The sequence below is a fragment of the Euzebyales bacterium genome (assembly GCA_035461305.1).
Lineage (GTDB): Bacteria > Actinomycetota > Nitriliruptoria > Euzebyales > JAHELV01 > JAHELV01.
This window is the reverse complement of record DATHVN010000093.1, coordinates 1-11,341: the sequence shown is the minus strand read 5'-3', so window position 1 is coordinate 11,341 and position 11,341 is coordinate 1. Positions and strand designations below refer to the sequence as shown.

Below are 11,341 nucleotides of genomic sequence, written 5' to 3'. Positions count from 1 at the left end.
CCCTGGCTGGTACCGCGGCGACCTGCATGCGCACACCGACGCGTCCTGAGCACGCCATCGTCGCCGTCCGCGTCGGCGACGAGCCGGCGCTGACGGGAACTCGCCCGCCGGCCCGCCGGCGCCTCGTCGTCGGGGTCGATGACCCCTGCGTGAAGCCACCCGGTTGCGTGAACGCCAGATTGCGCGAAGATGACAGCGACGCGGGCGGCCGTTTCGTCGTCCGCCGGTGACCTCGCGCGTGGCCTCGATCCGGGCCCCGGCGACTGTCAGTGATGTGCCTGGGATGCGGCCGTCCGGGGACGGTCGATGGGAGGGCCGCGGTGAGCACGTACGAGGACTACACGTCGACGTCGTTGCACTACGACACCACACGCTGGGCGCTGGGCGCTGAGATCGTGCTCGGCTGCCTCGCGAGCGGCGCCACAGCCCTGGCCGATGTGGTGCTGCTCGACGCCGGGTGCGGCACCGGCAACTACGCGGCGGCAGTGCTGCCGCACGTCGCACGCATCGAGGCGCTCGACGCCAGCGACGCCATGCTCGAGGTCGCCGGCACCAAGTTGTCTGAGGCACGTGATGCGGGGCGGATCAGGTTCTCGAAGGGCTCGGTCGACGCGCTGCCGTTCGACGACGCGTCGGTCGACGCGGTGATGGTCAACCAGGTGCTGCACCACCTGGGCGACGACGCCGACGTCGGGTGGGAGCGTCACAGGCGGGTCGTAGGCGAGTTCGCCCGGGTGCTCCGCCCTGGCGGCACGCTGGTCGTCAACACCTGCAGCCAAGTGCAGCTGCGCGACGGCTACTGGTACTACTCGGTGATCCCTCGTGCGGCCACGGCGGTGCGCCGGCGCTGCGCCCCGCTGGCGGTGCTCGAGGGCTTTATGATCAACCGGGGGTTGAGCCTGCTCGGCCGGTTCGTTCCCGTCGACGGCGTGATCCAGGGTGACGCGTACTTCGACGTCCGCGGTCCCCTGCGCGACGACTGGCGGTCCGGGGACTCGACGTGGGCGCTCGTCGAGCCCGACGAGCTGGCCGCGGCCCAGACGGAGTTGGCTGCGCTCGACGAGCGCGGGGAGCTCGCCGACGACGTCGCCCGGCGCGACGCCCGACGCCCGGACGTCGGTCAGATCACCTTCGTCGCGGCCCGCCACGAACGCTCGTGAGCGGGAGGATCCCCACAGCTCCCTCGGACCTTCGGGCGCGATGGGCAGCGGTGATCGACGCGGTGCGGAGCGTCCCGGCCCTGGCCGCTTCGGACGTCATCGACGTGACCCGCCTGGACGGCATGAGCAACACCACCTGCCTTGTACGCGTCGACGACCGCCGGGTCGTCGTCCGCATCCCGGCGGGGGGTGACGATCCAGTGGTCGACCGCGTGGTCGAGCTGGCGAACACGAAGGCCGCCGCCGCGGAGGGCCTGGGCCCGAACCTCGTGTACGCGGACCCCGCCCGCCAGCTGCTGGTCACGCAGTACGTCGACGGCGCGGCGCTGACTCGCGCGACCGTGCGGCGCGGCACGATGATCGAGCAGGTGGCCCGAGTGCTCGCACGGCTGCACGCGCTCGACGCCAGCCGGTTTCGCGGCCGGTTCGTGGTCGGCACGGTGCTCGAGCGGTACCGCCGGCGGCTGGCCAGAGCCGGTGATCGCCTGAACGGCGATGACATCGCGCTGCTGCGACGTGCGCAGCGCGTATGTGCCGTCCTGGGACGGACCGCGGCAGTCGTCCCGTGCCACAACGACCCGTGGCCGTCGAACATCGTCGACGCCGGCGATCGCCTCGTGCTGGTCGACTGGGAGTATTCGGGGATCGGCGATGCGGCGTGGGATCTCGCCCACTTCGCCGTGGAGGCCGACCTGGATCCCGACGAGACCGAGCGCCTGCTGTACGCCTGGTCCGGCGGGCCGCCGCCGCCACTGCTGCGGGCGCGTCTGGCGCTGTGGCGTCCCGTGACCGACGTCGTCTGGGGCCTGTGGGCGCGCGTCCAGCACAACGGAGGCAACGACTGCGTTGATCTGTCGGCGTACGCGGGACAGCGGCTGCGCCGCGCGCGCCGCGCGCTCGACGACGTCGTGACCCTCGCGGACCGGGTCCACCTGTGAGCGTCGTCCCCGCGTTCAGCGGTGGACTTCTCAGCATCGGCGCACCGTATCTGACCGGTGCGGGCCGCTCGCCCTCGACGAGGGATCACAGCAGGAGTCACCTCGTCTTCGATGGTGACAACGCCGCCTGTCTGATGGAGGCACGTCGAGCGGTGGCCGACTGCTGAACGGGGCGGCGACGCACCTGTCGTGCCGTGGAAGTGCGCGCAGTCGTCCACCCGCTACCGTCCGGGGCGGGACCAGCACGTCGTTGCCAACGACACGCGGCGGAACAGCGGAGCACGTATGCGTCTGACTGAACGCATCCATCTGGTGGCAGCGGATCGAGCGGCCTGTACCTGACCGACGCCTATGACGCGCACGCGTTCCTGGTCGTCGGCGACCGCGAAGCGGTGCTGATCGACGCCGGCTGCGGTCGCGGGACCGACGGTTCCATGCGTCATCGCCCAGACCGGGGTCGAGCCGAGGCGCGTACCGCGCCTGCTGTTGACCCACGCGCACGCCGACCACTGTGGCGGTGCGGCGAAGCTGCGTCGCCAGCTCCCGCACCTGCGTGTGCACGCCTCGGAGCAGGTTGCCGACTGGGTGGAGCGCCGCGATGAGGCGGCGATGAGCCTCGATCTCGGACGCCGCGCCGAGTTCTACCCGCAGGGCTTCCGCGTCGAGCCGTGTCCCGTCGCGGATGCGCTCACCGACCGACAGGTCTTCGACCTCGGCGACTGTGTCGTGCGGGTCCTCGAGACGCCCGGGCATGCGGCGGGTCACCTGGCGTACGTCGTCGACGATGGAGCCTCGACAGCGTTGCTCTCGGGCGATCTGATCTTCTGGGGTGGCAAGGTGTCGCTGCTGGCGACCTGGGACTGCGACCTGCAGGCGCTGCTGGCGAGCGTGCGCCGACTGACCGGCCTTGCCGTGGATGCGCTCCTGCCCGGCCACCGCAATCTGACCCTGCGGGACGGGCAGGTCCACATCGACAAGGTCAACCGCCTGATCAACGCCTGCTTCGTGCCACCGAGCCTCGTCTGATGACGCAACGCGCACGGGCGTCCGGCGACCGGTACGTGGCGCCTCGCGCCAGCTCGCGGACGCGCTGGACGACCGGGCGGATCACTCACGCGTGTGCTGTCGACCATGCCCGATTGCGAGGGCCCGACCGACGTGCGCCCGCGTGGCCTCCTGAAGCTGCGCGAGAACACGATGCTCGGAGGAAGCGGTCATGCCGAGCGGTACCGTCGTGGTCATGAGCGGGCGGTTGGATCTCACGTGTCGCCACGACCATCCGACCGCGTCGGCATGACACCGCCGACCATCGCTCCGAAAGCCACGAGCGTGGCGGTCGTCGGCGCGGGCATCGTCGGTCTGTCCACCGCCGCGGCGCTAGTGGACCGCGGTGTGACGGTCACCGTCTTCGAGCGCGGCAGTCCGGGCAGCGGGCAGTCCGGTGGGAGCTCGCGCATCTTCCGCCACGCCCACGACGACCCGCGGCTGGTGCAGCTCGCGCAGCGCAGCCTGGTCATCTGGCGGGCCTGGGAGCAGCGGTTCGGCACCCAGCTCGTGTCGTCCGACGGCGCGGTCGCGGTGGGTCCCGCGGTGCAGCGACGCTTCGAGGCCCTGACCGCGGTCGGTGGGGTGGCGGCCAGACTCATCGATGGCGCCGAGGTTCCGCGCTTCCTGCCGATGTCGGCCGGCTACGACGGTCCGGCGCTGGTGGACCACACCGCGGGCACGATCCGTACCCGCGCGGCGATCGGGTCGCTGACCCGGGTGCTGCGTGACCACCTGGTCGCCGACGAGGTGTACGCCGTCGTGCCGCGGTCGACGGGCGTGGTCGAGGTCGTCGCCGGTGGCTCCACCGCCCCGTTCGACCACGCCGTCATCTGCGCGGGTCGCGACATCGCGCAGCTCGCCCGCGGCCTCGGGTGCACGCTGCCGGTGGCGCTCGAGGCGCACATCCGGTTCGCGTTCGGCGTCCGTGACGGTCTGGTAGCGAAGTCGGCCTGCCTGCAGGACGCCAGCGGACGGTTCAGCCACGTCAGCGCGTACGGCAGCCGGCAGCCCGGCGGCCGCGCCTACGCGGTCGGGCTGAGCAGGCCGATCGCGGTCACCGACGATGGGGGTGTCGCGGATGCCGACGCGTTCGCACGGGCACGGCAGGAGACCTGCGACTACGTCCGCCGAGCGCTGCCGGGCCTCGAGCCGCAGCCTGTCGGGTCCCGCGCCTGCTGGATCACCAGGTTGCCGTGGGGCGACGACGGACTCGCGGTGTGGCAGGAGGGCAACGTCCACATCGTCGCCGGGCACAACCTGTTCAAGCTGGCGCCGTGGATCGGGACGGCGGTGGCCGACGCAATCGTCGACGGCGAGCCGTACGACGACCTGCACCCGGACGCAGGGCTCGGCAGCGCACCGGCGCCTCGTCGGTGACGCGCTGTGGTGAATCCGAGGATCAGCGCAGCCCCGTTCGTCCACAGCCCCTGACGTGTGCGGGCGGCGCTGTCAGGCGATCTTCGTGAAGCTGCGGGGACCCGATGCTTGGAAGGAGCCGTCATGTCCCGCAGCCGGCAACCCCTGGGTGAGAGCCTCGTTGCATTCACCGAAATCGCCGACCTCGATTGCGACCCTCGTCTGTCCGGTCCGTGGGTGAGCGTGCCGTTCCTCATCGTGCAGCTGCTGGCACGCCGGCGAGGTCGACCTCGCCGACGTCGCCGAGACCATCGGCCGTGAGGCCGGACGGCTCACGCGGGGCGTCCGCCTCCCATGGAAGGTGCAGAACGCCGTCGTCGGTCTGGTCGTCGGCCTGTGCGTGGAGTTCGGTGTCGCGGAGTGGGACGGTGACATGCACGACGTCGGTCGTGCGCGCATCACGCCCCTCGGACTGTTCGCGCAGCTGGCACTGCGTGCCCACATCGAGGGCGAGTTGCCACCAGACTTCACCCGGGCATGGGGTACGACAGCACTGCCCAAGCAGTCACTCAAACTGACGTGGTTCGGTGGACCTCGCCCGCGACGTTCGCGATGCGACGATCGAGCGCTCGGGTGGGCGTCATTCGATCAGTGGTAGGCCTTGGTCGGCCAGCCAGGCGTTGGCGCGACGCCGGGACGCTCTTGACAGCCACGCCTCCTGGACCAGCTCGACGATCTCGTCGCGGTCGATCTCGCCGAGGCGGCCGGCCCGGACGAGCACGGAGGGATGCCCGTCGAAGTGGCGGGTGGTGAAGAATGGCGAGTCGGGATCGTCGACGAGTGCATGCTTGTCGTGCTCGGAGGAGACCCAGATGATGATGACGTCGTCGTAGCGTTCGCCGGTCCCGGGATCGACGGCGTCGGGTCGCGGCGTTCGGAAGTACACGAAGGACTTGCTCCCGACCTGGTAGACGGGGTTGTCGCCTCCGGCGCGTTCGACGGTGACTTGGGGCATGGCGCGCGCGGCGTTGTGGACGTCCTCAACGGTCGCCGGCGCCGCCGCTCCGAGGTGCACTGTGACTCCGATGTGCGTGCGTGACCAGCGTACGGTCAGATCGGAGTCCAGCGGCCGTCCGGAGGCGCCGCGTGCGGCTGAAGGCTGAGGGTGAGTCCTGGACACCCGTGGGCGATTTCAGGGAGCGCTGTCGCCGCCCGGTGCGCGATCATGTGCTGCCCTGGCGCTGGCAGCGACGAGGAGGGCGCCTGATGCAGATGCCGAAGCCGACCGAGGCCGACAAGGCGCGCTTTCTCGACCTGGTCCCGGACGACCCGCGGGTCGAGACCAGGCCGATGTTCGGGAATCTGGGCGCGTTCGTGAACGGCAACATGTTCATGGGTCTGTTCGGCGCGGACATCGGCGTGAAGCTGCCCGAGCACGCGCGTGATGAGTTGCTGTCCGTCGAGGGCGCGGGACCGTTCGGCCCGGTGGAGCGGCCCATGGGCGGCTATGTCACGATCCCGTTGGCGTGGGCGTCCGATCCCGCACATGCGGCGCCGTGGGTGAAGTGCGCGCTGGACCACGTCGCCGCGCTTCCACCGAAGAAGCCGAAGTCGAAGCGATAGGCCACCACCGTCACCACGGCGCTCGCCCTGACGGGTCGTGACATGTCACGCGATGACGGCTGCGTTTCGACCGTCGAGCCGCGTCTCGCCGGACGACGCCGCCACCTCTGCGCTCATCGGGTGAGCGAGTCTCATCGGTGAGCGAGTCCGAGTAAGGCTCACGCTGCGCTCCCGACCGCCCTCGTGTGATGTGTTCTGCTATGCTTTCCGCTATGCAACAGCTTGTGACTCGTGTCGACGATCGACTCGTGGCAGCGATTGACTCCCTGGTCGCGCAAGGCGTCTTCGATTCGCGGTCGGACGCAGTCCGAGCAGGGCTGCGGGCGATCGTGGATCGCTACCGACGAGCTCAGGTTGCTGCCGAGATCGTCGAGGCGTATCAGACACGACCCCAGACCGACGACGAATACAGCTGGGGTGACGAGGCCACGCGCGACATGATCGCCGATGAGCCATGGTGACGCCCGCACAAGGTGAGATCTGGTGGGCCGAGGCCGAGGACAAGCGTCGGCCGGTTCTCATCGTGACCCGTTCTGAGGCCGTACCGGTGTTGCGGTGGCTCATCGTTGCTCCCGTGACCCGGACGGTGCGAGACATACCGACCGAAGTTCCACTCGGCGCTCGTGACGGGCTCGATCAGCCGTGTGCGGCGACGTTCGACAACCTCCAGCCCATTCGGCGATCCTTCCTCACCGATCGCGTTGGGGCTGTGGCATCGCCCCGCGCCGCGATCTGTGAGGCACTTCGAGCGCTGGCCGACTGCTGAGCCGGTGGCAGAGACAGCGGCGCGGCGCCTCGCTGCACAGCGTCTTGCACGAGCCGAACGGCACGCGGTTCGGGACCATGGCATGTCCCGTGCGACGTCGGTGAGACTCATGGTGGACCACGACTGGAGGAGCCATCATGCCGAGCTACCGGGTCAACGACGCGGGCGTCACCAAGGCCCGCGAGCTGATCGACGCGGGGCAGTACGTGCTGGACAGCGAGTGGAGTGACGCGGCGCCGGACGCCGACGCCGGGAACGCACAGCTCGAACGGCACGGCTACGACGGCTTCGGGCAGTGGTACCTCGCCATCGACACCGACGCAGGGCAGCAGACCAAGGAGCGCTACGGCTTCATCTACGGCGACTTCGATCGCCTACACCGCAGCGGTCTGATCGCCGCCAAGCAGCGCGCCGCCCAGAACGACCACGACGACGTCGAGGCGGCCGCCGACGATCTTCTCGACCGCCTCGACAAGGTGCGAGCCGACGGCTGATCAGTGACACGATCGCGCCGGCATCCTTCAGCGCGGCGCGGTGCGCGCAGGCGCTCAACGACCGGGTAGGGTGCGGGCACCACCACCCGCCACACGCCGCATCGCGGCCGACGGGCGCGTCGACAGGGGAACGGCATGGATCTGGGACTGCGCGGTCGCGTGGCTGCGGTCGCCGGCGCCAGCAGCGGTCTGGGACTGGCGATCGCCCGCAACCTCGCCGCCGAAGGCGCCGACGTCGCGATCTGTGCCCGCGATCGTGAGCGGCTCGGGGCGGCGGCGGCCGAGCTCGACGCCTTAGGTGACGGCCGGGTCAGCGCCACCCCGGTCGACGTGCGCGACGGCGATGCGGTCACGGCGTGGATCGACACCACCGCCGAGGCATTCGGCCGGCTCGAGATCGTGGTGCCCAACGCCGGCGGTCCACCAGGTGGGGGTGCGACGGCCTTCGACGTCGACGCGTACCGTGACGCGGTCGAGCTCAACCTCATGTCGCAGATCGTCATCACACGGGCGGCGCTGCCGCATCTGCGTGCGGCTGGTTGGGGGCGGGTGATCTTCGTCACATCGGTCTCGGTCAAGCAGCCGATCCCCACACTGGCGTTGTCGAACACCGCCCGCGCCGGCGTCGCCGGCTACGCCAAGTCCCTCGTCGCCGACCTGGGCGACGCCGGGATCACCGTCAACCTGCTCGCGCCCGGCTACCACGCGACGGACCGCCTCGAGGAGGTGCTCGGCGACGACGCCGCGCGCGACGCGGTCCTCGCTGACATCCCGCTGGGCCGCCTGGGCGACCCGACCGACTTCGGCGCGATCGCGGCGTTCCTGGCCAGCGACCAGGCGAGCTACATCACTGGCGCCGTCATCGCCGTCGACGGCGGGCTGTCACGGGCGCTGCTGTGACGGGCGCTGCGCGACACCAAGGCGACGGTGCCTTCGGACCGGCTGGGTGACGGCACCCGCGCCGGTGTGCTGACCGCCCGGTCCCGCGGGATTCTTCGTGGGGCCTGGTTCCACGAACGACTTGGGCGGCCGGCTTCGGGTGACAGAACCACGTATCACCTGCAGACGTCGGCGCTCGGATCGTGTTAGCTGAGGTCGCGGCGAACGCCACGGTGGGTGCGTCGCGTCGTGGAGGTGTGCGATGCCCGAGGTCGTCGAACTGCGCGTGCACGGGGTCGGAGGCGGCTCGCCCGAGTCGCTGCTGGGGGTCGAGGAACGAGAGACCGTCCGGGTAGCGGGGGAGGGCCCCACGGGGTTCTGGGCACGCCGGTCGCAGCGCTCGGTGGAGGGCTACTGGTGGGGGCGTCTGACATCCGCTCCGCTGCTGCAACCGCTGTGGATCGTCCTGCTGCCGTTCACCCTGCTCAACGTCGCCGGGTGGATGCACCAGCCCCTGGACGAGCGCACGACGCCGACCCGCTCCTGGTGGGCCGTGCGTTGGGTGCTGATGGCACTGGGCTACCTGTTGACCGCGGTGTACGCGGCGTGGAGCGGCGTGTTGGTGATCGACCTGCTGCTCATCGAGTGGCGGCTCGGTGGACGGTGGGGCTACTCGACCGCCGGGTTGGCCGCCGTGGCCGCCGTCGTGGCGCTCGGGATCGTGTTCCTCGTCGCCCGCCACGTGCAGGGCGGCTTCGAAGACCGACAGCCACCGCCGGGTGTCGTTGACGCCACCGAGGAGCTCCGCGAGGCGCCGACCGACGACCCACGGGCGCTGTTCGCGGGCGAACGCGACCTTGCCGCACCGTCGTTCTGGATGCACGGGTCGTCCGCGCGCACGATGCTGCTCACGCACACGCTCGTCGCGGCGGCCGTGCTGCTGGCGCCGTGTGTGCGCGCCGTCGTGCAGATGGCCACCGGCGTGGCGGCCGGCCTGGGTACGCTCGGCTACGACGTTGTGGTGGCGTGGCTGCTCCGGGCCGTCGTCGTAGGGCTCGTGGTGCTGGCGGTGCTCACGGTGGTCGAGCGCGTGGTGTTCGAGCGGGCGAAGCGTCGCGCTCCCGACCGCTACGTCATGACCAGGCGCAGCGGGTTCCGCGTCTGCGCCCAGGCCGTGGCGGTCGCGTTCGCGGTGGCGCTCGCGGTCGGAGGCTTCAGCGGCATCGAGCGGCTGCTGCGTGCCCGCATCGCCGCACCGGAGAGCGCGAACCGCGACCTCGACGTCGCCTTCGGCGTCGCGGCGATCGTCTTCTCCCTGGTCGTGGTGTGGCGCCTCGTGGTGCACGCGCGCAGGAAGGCACAGATCCGGGCGGAGCTGCTCACGGCCGCGACGCAACGCGCCGATGACGACGGCCGCCGGCAGGTGAGCGCGGCGATGCTGAACCGGGTTGCATGGGCGCGGTCGCTGTCGGAGGTGCTGCGCAACATCGACCTGGTGCTGTCGATTCCGGCGTTGTGCTTCCTGGCGGCGGCGGTCGTCGCGATCACCGGCGTCACGGGAAGCGTGCCGTGGGGCAACGAGGTCGCGGCGCTGGGCGGCACCATCATCCTTGTCTCCATGTCGACGATCCTGGTGTTCCTGTGGCGGGAGGGTCGGCGCACCGGGGTGCGGCGCCAGGTGGGCATGATCTGGGACGTGCTGACGTTCTGGCCCCGCCGGACCCACCCGTGGGCCATCCGCCCCTACTCCGAGCGGGCCGTGCCCGAGCTGCAGGAGCGGTTGTGCCACCACCTCGGCAGGGACCGCTACGTCATCCTGTCGGCCCACAGCCAGGGGACGGTGCTGGCCGTCGCGGCGCTCGCTCAGCTGATGGGGATCGAGTCGACGGCGGCTGGGCGCGTCGCGCTCGTGACGTACGGCTCGCCGGTCGCGCAGTTGTACCAGCGGTTCTTCCCCGCCTACTTCCATCTGCCGCTGACCTTTGACCTGTACGGGCAGCTGTGCGACGGCGAGATCTCGTCGGACATGGCGTGGCGCAACTTCTTCCGGGCGACCGACTACGTCGGCAAGGCGCTGTTCACCGGGACCGAGCTGGCCACGGTGGACCGGATGCTCGACGACCCGGCGCTCCAGCCGGTGATCGACGAGCTGCCGTTAGCCGACGGCGTGCCGGGCGGCCCCGACCCCATCCGTGAGGCGTTCTCGGCCCTGGCCCTGCATTCGGACTACAGCGGCGAGGTCGAGCTGCGCGCGTGGGTCGATCAGCTGCGCCACCACCTGGGAGGTGGCCACACCGACGTCGCCGACGCGCCAGGCGAGGTCCTGAGCCCCCGCTGACACGCCAGGCGTGCATTCATGTGACGCACCTGCCAGTACACGGTCGACGTCCATCGGCTGTCGCACCCGGGATTCGGGCGTTCCTGCACCAGTCAGGGATGAGGGCGGCCTCGGTGAGCGGTGTCTACGCCGTGGCCGGCTCGTAGTCGACCTCCTGGAGGATCCAGGTGTTGCCGTCGGGGTCGGCGAAGTCAGCGAACGAGTTGAAACGAGCGTGCTCCGGGTCGGGGCCGGGCTTCCATCCCTCCGGTGTCATGTGTCGTATCGCGCTGACGTCGGCGCCGCGTTCGGTCAGCTCGGCGTGGGCGGCCGCGATGTCGCGCACGACCAGATGCAGGCCCTGCACCGAACCCGGTTCCGCAGCCGTGATGCCGATGCCGAACGACACCGAACACGCCGAGCCGGGTGGCGTGAACTGCACGACCCGGAACTCCTCGTCCGGTTGATGGTCGACGTCGAGGTTGAATCCGATGGCGTCGTAGAAGGCCTTGGCCCGGTCGACATCGGTCACGGGCAGCAGGACCAGCTCGAGCCTGTAGTCCATTGCGTCTCCTGTCTCGCGCGGGTGCGCGTCCGTCGCGCCCTGGGATCATCCCGCATGGTTCGGCGCGGCGCTGCGGTGTTTGAACAGGGCCTTGCGCGCCGCTTTGGCGATCTTGCGGTCGGTCGTGTCGGCCAGCGCCTCGAGCACCTGGGCGGTGGAGGGGTCGTCGACGCGCCACAGCTGGTCGATGATGGCG

The 11,341-nt window shown here is 70.5% G+C and carries 13 protein-coding genes; 10 read left to right on the top strand and 3 right to left on the bottom strand.

Going from position 1 to position 11,341, the window contains the following annotated elements:
- The 5 genes from VK923_08960 to VK923_08940 all read left to right on the top strand — a co-directional run.
- A partial coding sequence (locus VK923_08960; protein HSJ44795.1) for a hypothetical protein occupies window positions 1-230 on the top strand: 230 nt, incomplete at its 5' end.
- Window positions 231-320: 90 nt separating this feature from the next.
- Complete coding sequence (locus VK923_08955; GenBank protein HSJ44794.1) at window positions 321-1,160, top strand: class I SAM-dependent methyltransferase; 840 nt, start codon at window positions 321-323, stop codon at window positions 1,158-1,160.
- Window positions 1,161-1,210: 50 nt separating this feature from the next.
- Window positions 1,211-2,098, top strand: coding sequence for a choline/ethanolamine kinase family protein (locus VK923_08950; protein ID HSJ44793.1), 888 nt, complete (start codon window positions 1,211-1,213; stop codon window positions 2,096-2,098).
- Between the two features lie 441 nt (window positions 2,099-2,539).
- On the top strand, window positions 2,540-3,124 hold the full coding sequence (locus tag VK923_08945) for an MBL fold metallo-hydrolase (protein HSJ44792.1): 585 nt from the start codon (window positions 2,540-2,542) through the stop codon (window positions 3,122-3,124).
- Between the two features lie 267 nt (window positions 3,125-3,391).
- On the top strand, window positions 3,392-4,522 hold the full coding sequence (locus VK923_08940; GenBank protein ID HSJ44791.1) for an FAD-binding oxidoreductase: 1,131 nt from the start codon (window positions 3,392-3,394) through the stop codon (window positions 4,520-4,522).
- 232 nt (window positions 4,523-4,754) lie between these two features.
- Here the strand turns inward: VK923_08940 and VK923_08935 are convergent, their stop codons facing one another.
- Window positions 4,755-4,940 (bottom strand): hypothetical protein, encoded by a 186-nt coding sequence (locus VK923_08935; protein ID HSJ44790.1) that lies wholly within the window; start codon window positions 4,938-4,940, stop codon window positions 4,755-4,757.
- A gap of 201 nt (window positions 4,941-5,141) precedes the next feature.
- Window positions 5,142-5,576: an MmcQ/YjbR family DNA-binding protein gene (locus VK923_08930; protein HSJ44789.1), complete on the bottom strand. Its 435-nt coding sequence runs from the start codon at window positions 5,574-5,576 to the stop codon at window positions 5,142-5,144.
- A gap of 71 nt (window positions 5,577-5,647) precedes the next feature.
- On the opposite strand from VK923_08930, the gene VK923_08925 reads away from it, so the two are divergent.
- From VK923_08925 to VK923_08905, 5 genes are all read left to right on the top strand, one after another.
- Window positions 5,648-6,124 carry a TfoX/Sxy family protein gene (locus tag VK923_08925; GenBank protein ID HSJ44788.1) on the top strand — a complete coding sequence of 159 codons (477 nt, stop codon included), beginning with the start codon at window positions 5,648-5,650 and terminating at the stop codon, window positions 6,122-6,124.
- 248 nt (window positions 6,125-6,372) lie between these two features.
- Complete coding sequence (locus tag VK923_08920; protein ID HSJ44787.1) at window positions 6,373-6,585, top strand: ribbon-helix-helix domain-containing protein; 213 nt, start codon at window positions 6,373-6,375, stop codon at window positions 6,583-6,585.
- Window positions 6,586-7,027: 442 nt separating this feature from the next.
- Window positions 7,028-7,384: a hypothetical protein gene (locus VK923_08915; GenBank protein ID HSJ44786.1), complete on the top strand. Its 357-nt coding sequence runs from the start codon at window positions 7,028-7,030 to the stop codon at window positions 7,382-7,384.
- 135 nt (window positions 7,385-7,519) lie between these two features.
- Window positions 7,520-8,284 (top strand): SDR family oxidoreductase, encoded by a 765-nt coding sequence (locus VK923_08910; GenBank protein HSJ44785.1) that lies wholly within the window; start codon window positions 7,520-7,522, stop codon window positions 8,282-8,284.
- A 241-nt stretch (window positions 8,285-8,525) separates the two neighbouring features.
- On the top strand, window positions 8,526-10,601 hold the full coding sequence (locus VK923_08905) for a hypothetical protein (protein ID HSJ44784.1): 2,076 nt from the start codon (window positions 8,526-8,528) through the stop codon (window positions 10,599-10,601).
- A 124-nt stretch (window positions 10,602-10,725) separates the two neighbouring features.
- Here VK923_08905 and VK923_08900 read toward each other — a convergent pair whose 3' ends face one another.
- Entirely contained in the window at window positions 10,726-11,145 is a 420-nt protein-coding gene (locus VK923_08900) for a VOC family protein (protein HSJ44783.1), read from the bottom strand.
- Window positions 11,146-11,341 lie beyond the last annotated feature (196 nt).

Bases quoted from the DNA above. Each gene is read 5' to 3' on its own strand.
- VK923_08940 (HSJ44791.1), top strand. From the start codon at position 3,392: ATGACACCGCCGACCATCGCTCCGAAAGCCACGAGCGTGGCGGTCGTC.
- VK923_08905 (HSJ44784.1), top strand. From the start codon at position 8,526: ATGCCCGAGGTCGTCGAACTGCGCGTGCACGGGGTCGGAGGCGGCTCG.
- VK923_08910 (HSJ44785.1), top strand. From the start codon at position 7,520: ATGGATCTGGGACTGCGCGGTCGCGTGGCTGCGGTCGCCGGCGCCAGC.
- VK923_08900 (HSJ44783.1), bottom strand. From the start codon at position 11,145: ATGGACTACAGGCTCGAGCTGGTCCTGCTGCCCGTGACCGATGTCGAC.
- VK923_08915 (HSJ44786.1), top strand. From the start codon at position 7,028: ATGCCGAGCTACCGGGTCAACGACGCGGGCGTCACCAAGGCCCGCGAG.